Origin of the sequence: Streptomyces sp. GbtcB7 (assembly GCF_019091445.1) — a bacterium.
GTDB classification, from domain to species: domain Bacteria; phylum Actinomycetota; class Actinomycetes; order Streptomycetales; family Streptomycetaceae; genus Streptomyces; species Streptomyces mirabilis.
On the sequence record NZ_JAGXJM010000003.1, the window covers coordinates 507,183 to 519,798 of the forward strand.

At 69.9% G+C, this 12,616-nt stretch carries 11 protein-coding genes; 2 read left to right on the forward strand and 9 right to left on the reverse strand.

What is annotated here, in order from left to right:
- Positions 1-112: 112 nt before the first annotated feature.
- The 8 genes from KVT44_RS07615 to KVT44_RS07650 all read right to left on the reverse strand — a co-directional run bounded on the left by KVT44_RS07615 (position 113) and on the right by KVT44_RS07650 (position 9,119).
- Positions 113-1,030, reverse strand: coding sequence for a slipin family protein (locus tag KVT44_RS07615; RefSeq protein WP_217566516.1), 918 nt, complete (start codon positions 1,028-1,030; stop codon positions 113-115).
- A gap of 187 nt (positions 1,031-1,217) precedes the next feature.
- Complete coding sequence (locus KVT44_RS07620; RefSeq protein ID WP_099923473.1) at positions 1,218-2,117, reverse strand: S1 family peptidase; 900 nt, start codon at positions 2,115-2,117, stop codon at positions 1,218-1,220.
- A gap of 312 nt (positions 2,118-2,429) precedes the next feature.
- Positions 2,430-3,212, reverse strand: a complete 783-nt coding sequence (locus KVT44_RS07625; RefSeq protein WP_308313929.1) for a DUF1684 domain-containing protein — start codon at positions 3,210-3,212, stop codon at positions 2,430-2,432.
- 64 nt (positions 3,213-3,276) lie between these two features.
- Positions 3,277-4,575, reverse strand: a complete 1,299-nt coding sequence (locus KVT44_RS07630) for an NtaA/DmoA family FMN-dependent monooxygenase (RefSeq protein ID WP_217566474.1) — start codon at positions 4,573-4,575, stop codon at positions 3,277-3,279.
- On the reverse strand, positions 4,572-5,651 hold the full coding sequence (locus KVT44_RS07635; RefSeq protein WP_217566475.1) for an LLM class flavin-dependent oxidoreductase: 1,080 nt from the start codon (positions 5,649-5,651) through the stop codon (positions 4,572-4,574). The genes KVT44_RS07630 and KVT44_RS07635 overlap by 4 nt, the downstream gene beginning before the upstream one ends.
- Positions 5,652-5,702: 51 nt before the next feature.
- Positions 5,703-6,464 carry an amino acid ABC transporter ATP-binding protein gene (locus KVT44_RS07640; protein ID WP_099923469.1) on the reverse strand — a complete coding sequence of 254 codons (762 nt, stop codon included), beginning with the start codon at positions 6,462-6,464 and terminating at the stop codon, positions 5,703-5,705.
- Between the two features lie 46 nt (positions 6,465-6,510).
- The gene (locus tag KVT44_RS07645; RefSeq protein WP_217566476.1) at positions 6,511-8,265 is read right to left on the reverse strand and encodes an FAD/NAD(P)-binding domain-containing protein; all 1,755 of its coding nucleotides are present in this window, start codon (positions 8,263-8,265) and stop codon (positions 6,511-6,513) included.
- Positions 8,262-9,119 carry an amino acid ABC transporter permease gene (locus tag KVT44_RS07650; RefSeq protein ID WP_075027795.1) on the reverse strand — a complete coding sequence of 286 codons (858 nt, stop codon included), beginning with the start codon at positions 9,117-9,119 and terminating at the stop codon, positions 8,262-8,264. The genes KVT44_RS07645 and KVT44_RS07650 overlap by 4 nt, the downstream gene beginning before the upstream one ends.
- Before the next feature lie 434 nt (positions 9,120-9,553).
- Here KVT44_RS07650 and KVT44_RS07655 point away from each other — a divergent pair, with 434 nt between their 5' ends.
- Positions 9,554-10,507 carry an ABC transporter substrate-binding protein gene (locus KVT44_RS07655; protein ID WP_217566477.1) on the forward strand — a complete coding sequence of 318 codons (954 nt, stop codon included), beginning with the start codon at positions 9,554-9,556 and terminating at the stop codon, positions 10,505-10,507.
- Between the two features lie 114 nt (positions 10,508-10,621).
- On the opposite strand, the gene KVT44_RS07660 is transcribed toward KVT44_RS07655, so the two are convergent.
- On the reverse strand, positions 10,622-11,857 hold the full coding sequence (locus KVT44_RS07660) for a DUF5685 family protein (RefSeq protein WP_217566478.1): 1,236 nt from the start codon (positions 11,855-11,857) through the stop codon (positions 10,622-10,624).
- Between the two features lie 290 nt (positions 11,858-12,147).
- Between KVT44_RS07660 and KVT44_RS07665 the strand changes: the two genes are divergently transcribed.
- On the forward strand, positions 12,148-12,588 hold the full coding sequence (locus tag KVT44_RS07665; protein WP_075027798.1) for a cell division protein SepF: 441 nt from the start codon (positions 12,148-12,150) through the stop codon (positions 12,586-12,588).
- The last annotated feature ends 28 nt before the right edge of the window (positions 12,589-12,616 follow it).

Below are 12,616 nucleotides of genomic sequence, written 5' to 3' on the forward strand. Positions count from 1 at the left end.
GCGCGTACAGCAACGGGTGTACGCCCCCGGCACCTTGACCCTGTGTGATCGCACCCTGTGCGTTCGCAGTGCAAACACCGCGTGCGAGTGACGCATGTGCAGCCCGTGAGGTCTAGTCCTGTCTGGTTTTCGATCCTTCAGGGTCCGATCCCAACGGGGGCGCGAAGGAAGACGGTTGCTCCTGCACCGATTGCTCCACCGGCTGCTCCACCGATTCCCGCACCGGCTGCGCGGTCGACGGCCGCGCCTGCTCGGGTGCCGGGGCGGCCGGCTGCTGCGCCCGTTCCAGGAACCGCAGCAGTTCCACCGGGAAGGGGAGCACGAGGGTGGAGTTCTTCTCGGCGGCGACCGCCACCACGGTCTGCAGCAGCCGCAGTTGGAGCGCGGCGGGCTGTTCGGACATCACCCCGGCGGCCTCCGCCAGCTTCTTCGACGCCTGCAGCTCGGCGTCCGCGTTGATGACCCGCGCCCGCCGTTCACGATCGGCCTCGGCCTGCCGGGCCATCGACCGTTTCATCGTCTCCGGCAGCGACACGTCCTTGATCTCGACCCGGTCGATCTGCACACCCCAGCCCATCGCCGGACTGTCGATCATCAGCTCCAGGCCCTGGTTGAGCTTCTCCCGGTTGGAGAGCAGATCGTCCAGGTCACTCTTGCCGATGATCGAACGCAGCGAGGTCTGCGCCATCTGCGAGACCGCGAACTGGTAGTCCTCGACCTGGATGACCGCGTCGGCCGCGTCGACCACCTTGAAGTAGACGACCGCGTCGACCCGGACCGTGACGTTGTCCCGCGTGATGCCCTCCTGCGCGGGGACCGGCATCGTCACGATCTGCATGTTGACCTTGCGCAGCTTGTCGACGAAGGGCACCACCATGGTGAACCCGGGCCCGCGCACGTCCGAGCGCAACCGGCCCAGGCGCAACACCACACCACGTTCGTACTGTTTGACGACACGGGCCCCGGCCATCGCATAGACGATCCCCACGGATGCGACGGAGACTCCCGCCGCCACCAGTTCCTCGACCATCACGGCCCCCCAGGGTCCGAAGTGGGCGCATCGGGCAAGTACCGCATCAGGCGCGTACCCGGCGTGTACTTCGACGGTAACTCCGTCACCCGAGCAAGGGCGAGCCCCCGCACGACAGTTGCGTACGGGGGCTCGCCTGCTGCTGGCTGCAGATCCGGTCGTGCGGGTGTTACAGGGGGACCGTCGGTCAGCCGACGCTCACGCCGTAGTAGCTCAGCGCCTCGGTGACCGGCTGGAAGAAGGTCGTACCGCCGGAGGTGCAGTCACCACTGCCGCCGGAGGTCAGACCGTAGGCGACGGAACCCGCGTAGAGCGGACCGCCGCTGTCGCCGCCCTCGGCGCAGACCGTGGTCTGGATCATCTGGTAGACCACGTCGCCGCTGCCGTAGTTGACCGTGGCGTTCAGCGCGGTGACCCGGCCGCTGTGCGTGCCGGTGGTCGAGCCGCGACGGTAGACGGTCGTGCCCACGCTGGGCGTGGCGGCGCTGCTGATGGTCTGGCTGCCGACCGCGCTCGGGTGGGCGATCGAGGTGTTGGTGTAGCGCACCAACGCGAAGTCGTTGGTCGGGAAGCTGTAGCTGACGTTCGTGCCCAGCGTGGTGGTGTGACCCGAGTTGGAGTACCAGGTGGAGGCGACCTCACCGCAGTGGCCGGCGGTCAGGAAGTAGTAGGTGCTCCCGCTGTGCACGTTGAAGCCGAGCGAGCAGCGGTAGGAACCGCCGTAGATGGCGTCGCCACCGGTGATCAGCTTCTTGAACTTGCCCGGGGTGTGCTTGATCGTGAGGGCCGCGGCGTTGCCGCCCGCGTCCTTCTTGATCTTCGCGATCTCGGCCTTGGAGACCGTGCTGTCGACGGTGACCACGACGCGGTTCGTCTTGGCGTCGACCGCCCAGGCGGTTCCCGCGATGTCGGACTTGAGTACCGACTTGTTCACCGTGCTCAGCTGGGTGGCGCTGAACGTATGGACGTCGGATGCGTTCGCGGTGGGGACGGAGAACGCTGCGGCGGCCAGGAGTCCGGTGGTCACGGCGATCAGCCGGGTCCGTCTCGCTATACCGCTGCGGGGGGTGGTGCGCTTGATCCTCACTTGTCGTTCCTCCCGAGGGAAGTAGGGGGCCCGCGTGGGGTCGGGGCCCGTGAGGCGCAGCCGGGAGCCGCCTGACCGGATTCCGGACAAGCCGTGCTCCTGACAAGCGCTGTGGGGGAGTATTCGGCCGCACGGCCGACCGGCGCAAGGGCGCCTTTCGGCCGTGCAGCGTTCAACTGACGTACCACCAGCGGCAGTTGATCTTCCCAGACTCGGGTGTGCGGACTGCGTGTGGATCGTCGGGGCACTCGAGGCGCCTGGAGAGCTTGGAGGAGTGAGTGGAGGGCGCGGAGGGCGTGGCGGAGTGAACCGTCAGAGCAGCGTGCGCTCCCCCGCCGGGACGGCCACGCCCAGGGTGTTCCCGGGCGGCGGGAAGGGGCAGATGAAGTGGTCGGCGAACGCGCACGGCGGGAGCACGGCCCGGTTGAAGTCCACCGTCGTACGCCCCTCGGCGTCGGGTGCCGCGGGGCGCAGGAACCGGAAGCGGTAGCTGCTGTCCCCGCTGGTGGTGTCGGCGAACACGGCCCACAGCGAGCCGTCGCCCTCCACCGACACCTGGAGCGTGAGGTCCTCGCCGTCCAGGGTGAAGGCGAGGATGCCGCCGAGCCCCAGACCGCGGGCGACTCCATCCGCGTTCTCCACATGTACAGTCCGGCTCTCGCCGTACGGCGTGAAGTGCCCCGGCACCGACCAGCGCGGGTCGTACGGCGTCGCCTCGACGCCCTTGAAGGCCGCGCGCGCCTCGGAGGCGGGGTCGAAGTCGCGTACGCCCCAGATCCCTTCGCGCACCAGGACGACGAACCGGCGCTCGCCGAGCCCGACCCGGGCCTCGGCCGCCGACCCGGGGTCGGCGTCGAGCCGGACCTCGCCGGTGAAGGGCTTTCCGTCCAGGATCAGACCGTCCTCGGGGGCGGCCGTCAGCAGGACCCCGTCCTCCTGGTCGGTCCACAGCCCGGGGATGTCCGGAAGTCGCCCGTCCGGATAGTCCTCCAGCCAGTGCGTGCCGGTGAGCGCCAACGGGCCGTAGGAGCCGGACACCGTCTCGACGCGGCGCTCGTGCCACCGCTCCCAGTCCTCGGATGCGCCGTCGAACACGTCTGCGGATGTCCCGTCAGACACGTCTGCGGATGCGTCTGCGGATGCGTCTTTCGTCATGTGATCAACCCTTCCATATGGGTTCCGGCAACCCGAGGTGTGAGCGCAGCGTCGTGCCCGTGTATTCCGTGCGGAAGGCGCCCCGTTCCTGGAGCAGCGGGACCACCCGGTCCACGAACTCGTCCAGTCCGCCCGGGGTCAGATGGGGGACGAGGATGAAGCCGTCGGCGGCGCCGGTCGTCACGAACTCGTCGAGTTCGGCGGCTACCGTCTCCGGCGTGCCGACGAAGGACTGCCGCCCGGACGCCTCGATCACGGTCTGCCGGATGGACAGCCCCTTCGCCCGCGACAGGGCCCGCCACTTCTCCGCCACCGCGAGGGGGTCGGCGACGCGCACCCGCCCCCGCGCGAGGGCCGGCTCCGGCTCCGGGTCGATGTCGGGCAGGGGCCCGTCGGGGTCGTACGAGGAGAGGTCGACGCCCCAGATCTGCTCCAGCGCGAGGAGCGCGTTCTGCGGGGAGACCTGTCGGCGGCGGATCTCGGCGGCCCGCTCGCGCGCGTCCGCCGCGGTGTCGCCGAGCACGACGGTGACACCGGGCATGATCTTCAGGTCCTCGGGCGACCGCCCGTACGTCGCGAGCCGCCCCTTCACATCGGCGTAGAACTCCCGGCCGGCGTCCAGGGTCCCGTGTCGGGTGAAGACCACGTCCGCCGTGGCCGCGGCGAACTCCCGGCCCTCGTCCGAGTCCCCGGCCTGGATGACGACGGGCTGCCCCTGCGGTGAGCGCGGCAGCCCGAACTCCCCCGCGATGTCGAAGTGCTGCCCCTGGTGGGCGAAGGGACGCGCCACGCCTTCCGGCGTCCAGGAGTCCCACAGCTCTCGTGCGGTGGCGACGAATTCGGCGGCGCGCGCATATCGGTCGGCGCGGTCGAGGAAGCCGCCGCGGCGGAAGTTCTCCCCGGTGAAGGCGTCGGAGGAGGTGACCACGTTCCAGGCGGCCCGGCCCCCGCTGAGGTGGTCCAGCGTGGCCAGTCTGCGGGCGAGTTCGTAGGGCTCGTTGAAGGTCGCGTTGACCGTGGCGGCGAGCCCGAGCCGCTCGGTGACGGCGGCGAGCGCGTTGAGCACGGTGATCGACTCCGGTCGGCCCACGACGTCCAGGTCGTGGATGCGTCCCTTGTGCTCGCGCAGCCGCAGCCCCTCGGCGAGGAAGAAGAAGTCGAACAGGCCGCGCTCGGCGGTGCGCGCGAGGTGTTCGAAGGAGGCGAAGTCGATCTGGGACTTCGAGCGCGGGTCGGTCCAGACGGTGGTGCTGTTGACACCCGGGAAGTGTGCCGCCAGATGCATGCGCTTGCGTACGGTCATGACGCTCCCCCTGTCACGGCGTACTGGTTGGCGGGCCGGGCCAGCCCCAGGTGCTCCCTGAGCGTGCTGCCCGGATAGAAGGTGCGGAACAGACCGCGGTGCTGGAGCAGCGCCACCGTTCCGTTCACGAGCCGCTCCAGGTCACGGTGCGGCTCGACCGGGGTGAGGTGGAAGCCGTCGACGGCCTCGGACGCGTGCCAGGCGGCGATCAGCTCGGCCAGGTCGACCGGGCCGCCTCGGTACAGCGGCCCCTGCGCGGTCTGCCGGGGACCGCCACCCCCATGGCCCGGCTCGGCCGCGCGCTCCCCGTCGCCGAGGTCGACGACGAGTGAGGCGAGGACCCGCAGGGTGTCGGGGTAGCGGCCGAACTTCGCTGCCGCGTCCCGGAGTTCGGCCCGTACGGCCCAGGCCTGCGCGGGTCCCACTACCCGGACGAGCGCCACGTCGGCGTACCGGGCGGCGACCCGCCGGGCGGGTCCCTCGGTGGCGTCGACGACCCGGACGGGGTGGCCCTGCGGGGGCCGCGGCACGATCGAGGGGCCCTTCACGAAGAAGGTGGCGCCCCGGAAGTCGACGTGGTGCAGTTTGTCCCGGTCGACGAAACGGCCGGTGGCCTCGTCGCGTATCTCGGCGTCGTCCTCCCAGCTGTCCCAGAGCCGGGCGGCCACCTCGGCGATCTCGCCGGCCTCCCGCCACAGCGCGTCGGCGGGTGCCGCGTGCCTGCGACCGAAGAGGCGGGCCTCGCCCTCGGTCGTCGACACGTCGAGCTGCCAGCCGGCCCGGCCGCGGCTGACCCAGTCGAGGGTCGCCACCGCCGCCTGGACGTGGAAGGGCTCGGTGTGGGTGGTGGTCACGGTCGGCACCAGACCGATCCGGCGGGTGGCGGGCGCGACGCGGGAGAGTACGGCGAGCGCGTCGGGCCCTGGGCGCGCGAAGGTGTCGCCGAGCGTCACGAAGTCGAGCCCGCCACGCTCCGCGAGCTGCGCCGGCCCGACGTACGAGGCGGCGTCGAAGGCCGTCTGTTGATCGAGGGCGGCGGCCAGGTGCAGCAGCCCCCGGCCGTGCGGTGCGGTCATATCGGGTGAAACCTTTCTCCGGTAAACCGATCAGAGCCCCCTGGAGAGGGATCAGAGAACCTTGGACAGGAACGACCGCGTCCGTTCGTGCCGCGGCCGGTCGAGTACGTCACCGGGGGCGCCCTGTTCGACGATCCGCCCGTCGTCCATGAAGACGACGGTGTCGGCGACCTCCCGGGCGAACCCGATCTCGTGCGTGACGACGATCATCGTGGTGCCCTGGTGGGCCAGGTCCTTGATGACGTCGAGGACTTCACCGACCAGCTCGGGGTCGAGCGCCGAGGTCGGCTCGTCGAAGAGCAGCAGCTTCGGCTCCAGCGCGAGCGCGCGGGCGATGGCGACGCGTTGCTGCTGGCCGCCGGAGAGCTGCTTCGGGTAGGAGTCGGCCTTGTCGGCGAGCCCCACCCGGTCGAGCAGCGCCCGCGCCGCTTCGACGGCGTCCTTGCGCGGGCGCTTCAGCGCGGAGACCGGAGCCTCGACGATGTTGTCCAGCACGGTGAGGTGCGGGAAGAGGTTGAAGTTCTGGAAGACGAACCCGATGCGGGTGCGCTGCCTCAGGATCTCGCGCTCGCGCAGTTCGTACAGCTTGTCGCCGGAGCGCCGGTAGCCGACCAGCGAGCCGTCGACGCTGATGCGGCCCCGGTCCACCTTCTCCAGGTGGTTGATGGTGCGCAGCAGCGTGGACTTGCCGGAACCGGACGGGCCGAGGATCACGGTGACCTCGCCGGTGCGCACCGCGAGGTCGATGCCCTTGAGCACTTCCAGTGGGCCGAAGCTCTTGTGGACGGACCTGATGTCGACCATGAAGGTCATCGTGTGAATCCCTTGTGCTGTCAGTGGAGTTGACGGTCGGGGTGGGTTACGCGGCGGCCCGACACGCAAGATCGCGCAGGAACGCCAGCGCGGCTCGCGCGGTGGCGTCGTTCTGCCGGAACGCGGGCCCGCCGGTGCGCGGCCGGGTGAAGGCGCCGGGGGTACGTACGTCGGTGTAGGGCCCGAGTGCGAAGCGCCGCGGATGCGGCCGGCCGCCCCGGTCGAGGATCCGCCCGTCGGAGCGGTCCACCCGCAGCAGCCCCTCCGGGGTCTCGACGGCCCCGTCGGCGTGCAGTTCACGCAGCAGCGGGTCGAGGGCGCGCCCGACGGTGGGCTCGGGCAGCCGCGCCTCGACGAGCGCCCGCGCCTCGACCGTCTCGCCCGGCACGGTCGCGCTCGACGCCCGGAACACCCCGTCCTCGGCGACCACCGCCATGTCCGCGCCCACGAACCGCACGACGCCGGCCCGGGACAGTTCGAGCATCTGCCGCAGCCGGGGTCCGGGCGGCCCTGAGGCGAGGTAGCTGAAGAAGCCGTGCCACCATGGTCCGACGTCTCCGAGCCGGATCAACTGCCCGTAGACGGAGAGGAGTCCGAGAAAGACGGCCAGGTCAGGGCTGTTTCCGGGATCATGACGGCGACGCAGATCTCCCTCGACGTACGCCCGGAGCCCCTCCTGGAACTCCTCGTGCGACGCGTACCGCACCCCGTCCAGCGGACGGTCGAGCGCCGCGAGGTCGAGCCGGTCGGCGGGGTCGGGCACGGCGGACGCCACGAGCGCCTCGCGCTCCGCGGCCTCCCCGGCCGCGTACTTCTCCTCGAAGTCGGTCCAGGCGATCGCCGTCCGCTCGGGGTGGACGGTGAACAGCCGGTGGTAGTGCGCGAACCCCAGCTCCTTCTCGATCGACGGCCATACGTCCCGCCGGAAGTCGAAGCCCTCCGGCCGTGCCAGCAGCGCGTCGACCTCGGCGGGCCCGAAGAACCGTGGCAGCGGCGGCCGTTCACCGGTCCAGTCGTAACCGATCTTCGAGTGGTACGGCACTCCGCGCCGCGATCCGACGTACAGCACCGGCTCCCGCCCCGACGGAAGGTAGGTGTCACCGTCGTACCGTCCGCCCCGCCCCTCCGTGAGCAGCACCATCAGGTCGACGAAGGCGAGCCCGAAGCCGCGTACGAGGACGGGTTCGCCGGGCGCGAGCGAGGACAGGTCGCTGTCTGCGGTGAAGTCGGGCGGCAGATGGACCAGGTCGTGGGCATGGGCGTACGTCGCCAACTCGCGCTGTTCCTGGTCGAGTTCGGCGTCGAGGTGGCCGAGCGCGAGAACGACGAGGTCGGCGAGGAGGGGACGCGGACGGCCCTCCAGCCACACCTGCTGGCGCCCCTCGCGCGGGCCGCTGACACTTAGGGCCCTGCACGGGTGATGGTGGACGGTGACGTCCGGCGGCAGGGCGGCCACGGCTTGCTCGTGCACCCAGCTCAGGTATGCCCCTTGCAACTGTCGGTCGGCGAAGGTACGGCCGTCGATGGCCGCCCATTCGTGCAGCGTGGGACCGGGGCGCACGGGCCCGTCCATGACCACCGTCTCGTCGGTGAACATGGTGACGTCCTCGGCGTGCGAGTTCATCCACAGCAGCGGCGACTGCGCCTCGCGCCAGATGCGTCCGGCGCCCGGCGGATGGGGGTCGACGAGATGGATGTCGAGTCCCGAACCGGCGTACAGCTCGGGCGCGTTGGCGGCGATGCGCTCGATGAGACCGGTCCCCCGCGGCCCGGCCCCGACGATCACGAGAGAGGGCTTCATCGGGTGCGCTCCGAGCCGCGCGCGTAGTGCTTCTCGACGTAGTACTGGCCGAGGCCGAGGACCGAGGTGACGACGGTGTACCAGATGGTGGCGACCATCAGCAGCGGGATCACCTGGTAGGTGCGGTGGTAGACCAGCTGCACCGAGAAGAGCAGGTCCTGCACGGCGATGACGCTGATGATCGAGGTGCCCTTGAGGGTGCCGATCAGCATGTTCCCGGCGGGCGGCACGATGGAGCGCATCGCCTGCGGCAGCACGATCCGCCACCAGCGGCGCCACCGGCTCAGACCGAGCGCCTGCGCGGCCTCGATCTGCCCGCGGTCGACGGAGAGGATGCCACCGCGCACCACCTCGGCGGCGTACGCGGCCTCGTGCAGGGTGAGCCCGATGATCGCGACCGCGATCGGGGTGAACAGATTGACCGTCTTCACGCCGAGGAGCTCGGGATACAGCGCCCCGATGTTGAACCACAGCAGCAGCTGCACCAGGATCGGAATCGACCGGAACAGCCACACATAACCCCAACTGACGCTGCGCAGCACGGGGTTGGCGGACAACCGGGCCGCCGCGAGCAGCGTCCCCAGCGCGAAGCCGAGCACCATCACCACAGCCGTCAGCCACAGGGTGAGCCACAGGCCGCGCAGCACGGAGTCCGAGGTGAAGTAGTCACCGACCACCCCCCACTGGAACGCCTTGTTGCGGACGACGGAGGTGACGGCGAGCCCGAGCAGGACGAGTACGGCGACGGCGGCCGTCCACTGGCCCAGACGGCGCTGCGGAACGATCCGCAGGGAGTCGGCCTGCTCCGGTATGTCCGGTGCGGCGGATGTTTTGGCGAGGGTGTCGGAAGACATGCGAAGACTCCGTGACGTAGTCGAACACGGGTGGATGCCTTCACACGAAGCGCCTCGCGGCGCAGTACGGCCGAGCCCCTCAGCAGGGCCGTCCACCGAGAGTACGGGCCCGTTTCCCCCCGCTGTCAAGGCTGTCCATACTGTGAGCCGTACGTCTCAAGTCGGTTGACGCACAACCGGATGCCTGTTCCACTTGGCCCATGCATCCACAGCAGTGGCTGGTCAAGCGCTCCCACATCGACTTCGGTCGAGTGTGGTCCTCTTCCTGTTGAGCTGACCCACTGCGCGCCCTGATCGCTTGATCCCCTGATCAATCCGATCGCCTGATCCCTTGGTCGACCGGGCGCCCTTCGCGTTCTCCCTCCCTCTCGCCTTCACACGCGTACCCCTCCCCTCGGGTTCTGCTCACTCTTGCTCTCAGGAGACCGCACACCATGCGTACGTCCACGCGTACCCGTTATCGGCATTTTGCGCCCTTTGCCCTCATCACCTCGACGGCCCTGCTCCTCACGGCATGCGGCTCCGGCTCGGGCGACACGACCGGCACCGCGGCGAATGCGGCGGCCAAGGCCGACAAGATCCCCACCACGGACGTCGTCTCGGCCATCCCGAAGGACGAGGCCGCCGCCAAGCTGCTCCCGTCCGGCGTCACCAGCCTCACCGTGGCGGTCGCCGTCGGCGGTACGCCACCCGGCACGACATACCTGGACGACGGCAAGACGCTGACGGGCCAGGACGTCGACTTCGCGGACGCCGTGGCCAAGGTGCTCGGCATCGAACTCAAGACGCAACAGGCCGGCTTCGAGGCGATCCTGCCGGCCCTGGACAGCGGCAAGTACGACTTCGGCGCCAGCAACTTCGGCGTCACCGACGAGCGGCGCAAGACGATCGACTTCGTCACCTACATCAACGACGGCCAGGGCTTCGCCACGCGCTCCGACAGCAAGTTGGCCAAGATCACCGACCTCAAGCAGCTGTGCGGCCTGAACGTCGCGACCGGAGCGGGCACCACCTTCGAGGCGACGCTGGAGGAGAACAAGAAGGTCTGCACGGACGCCGGCAAGAAGGCGTACGAGGTGCAGACCTACAGTGAGCAGGGCGCGATCTGGTCCTCACTCCAACAGGGCCGCAGCGACCTCGTGATGAGCACCATCAACGGCCTGCGCTACGCCGTCGCCCACCAACAGGGCGTCAAGTTCCTCAACGAGTACCACCGCCTCGACGTCGGCTTCGCCTTCAAGAAGGACACGAAGCTGGCACCGGCCTTCCAGGCGGCGGTGAACAAGCTGATCGCGGACGGCACGTACGACAGGATCCTCAAGAAGTGGGGGACGACGGGTTCCGCGATAGAGAAGTCGCAGATCTCGCCGCCGGAACTGAAGAACTAGGGACGCCTGCCCCCGCGCCCGAAGGGGCGCGGGGCTAAGACAGCAGCCCCCCGAATGAGCAGGCCCGAACCGCTGCGGCCGCGTGATCGCCCACGCCGCCGTATACGAATTTCGTCACAGTCCGCAGTCGCAGCACGAGCAGCATTCACAGCACTCGCAGATCTCACAGGCCTCGCAGCAGCTGCAGTCACAGTCGCAGTTGCCGAGGCAGCCCTCGCGCCTCTTTCGCGACCACGGCCCCTCGAACTCGTCGGCACAGCACACCTTGCAGGTGCAGCACACCCCGATCGCGGCCGCGCATCCGGCCCAGAAGCCTCGCCTGCCAGGCCCGGGCGGCGGGAAGGAGGGGGCGCCGCCGAAGGGGTTGCCGCCACCGGCGTACGGATTCTGCCCGTCGTACGGGCTCCGCGGACTCTGCGGGTTGTACGGCCCACCGTGCTGCGGCGGCCCGAAAGCCCCCCGCGCACCGTCCGCGTGGTCCTGGTGCCCGCACCCCGAGGTCCCGAACGCGCGGTCCACCGACCGCCCCAGCTCGTGCGCGAGCAGCAGATGCGCCAGCTTGCCGTCCGTGAACTCCACGTCGCGCAGCGCGAGCCGTATCCCGTGCAGAGCGTCATCGGCGAGCCGGCGCGCCTCCACGAGCGGGGTGCCGGTGGCCGTGAGCGGGTTCCACGCTCCCGACGCGGCGTCAGTCTCCCGGTCCTCCACGGCGTCCAGCAGATGCGCGAGCCGCCCGAAGAGCCGACCCGCCTCGACGAGCGGCTCGGCGTTGCCCGGCCGCCCGGCCAGGACGGCCGTGTGCGCGAAGGCGGCGGCGGTCGCGGTCTCGGTGGGCTCGGTGACGGTCAGAAGCGGCGTCCCGGGACCGGCGAGCGCCTCGATGCCGACCTGCCGGTCGACGGCGTCGACGAGTACGGCGGTGTCGAAGCCCACGTCGGATCCGGTGCGGGCCCCGGCGCGCCCCCAGCTCGCGGCGACCCGGCGGGCGGCGAGCGCCACCGGCCTGCGCGCCAGCAGCCCGTCCTTGTCCGCCACGTGGTCGCGCACCTTGGCCGAGGCCAGCACCAGCGAGACGGCGGCGGCGAGGCGGGCTCCCTCACCCTGTGCGACGGACGCGGTCCGCATCCCGCGCAACGGGCACGGCCCCGCCGTACGCCGCCACCCGGTGGTGCGCTCGGCCTGACCCTCCGTCAAAACCGATATCAGCAGCCCGTCGTAATTGGTGACAACCCGAGCGAACTGTCCGTGGTCTCCGCGCAATGCGAGACAGAGTCCGCACAGATGCGCCATCCACTGTGTTTTGAGCCCCTCACCGAGGCGGTGGCTGCAGGGCCTCACGATTCCGAACACGACACTCCCCCGTGCGTCGTACGACGTTGAGCTGCGGCATCGTATCGACCCCTTCGTTCACCCGTACGCCCCGCCCGTCACCCGAACGCCGTCGAGAATCATATTTCACTCACAGTCAGCAGCCGTACACGGCAGGACCCTTGGGGCACGCGGGCTCTCGACGAATTCGCTGTGCACCAGTACCGTCACGAAACCCCCGCGCGGCGTCTATCCACTTGGCGCGACATCCGCATCATGGACGACCATGGGGATGCGGAAAGCAAGAAAGACCGCTGTGAGAGGAGGCGTCCATGGGATCGGTGCGCAAGGCGAGTGCCTGGCTTGGCCTCGTCGACGACAACGATGACGAGCGTTACTACGACGACGACAACTACGCCGAAGGACAGGACTCCGGCGATGCCTGGGTCACGGACCCGCGCGTGAAGGTCGCGTCCGAGACGGCGGAAGAGACAGGCCGCCGGATCGGCACGGTCACCCCGGACAGCTTCCGGGACGCACGCGGCATCGGCGAACTCTTCCGGGACGGCGTCCCGGTCATCATCAACCTCACGGCCATGGAGCCCGCCGACGCCAAGCGCGTGGTGGACTTCGCGGCCGGTCTGACCTTCGGCCTGCACGGCACCATCGAGCGGGTCGCCACCCGGGTCTTCCTGCTGACCCCTGCCAACACCGAGATCGTCAGCGGCGAAGCCCCGGGACGCCAGACGGACGGCTTCTTCAACCAGAGCTGAGGCAGGGCCGCTCACCGGCCCTGCTCTC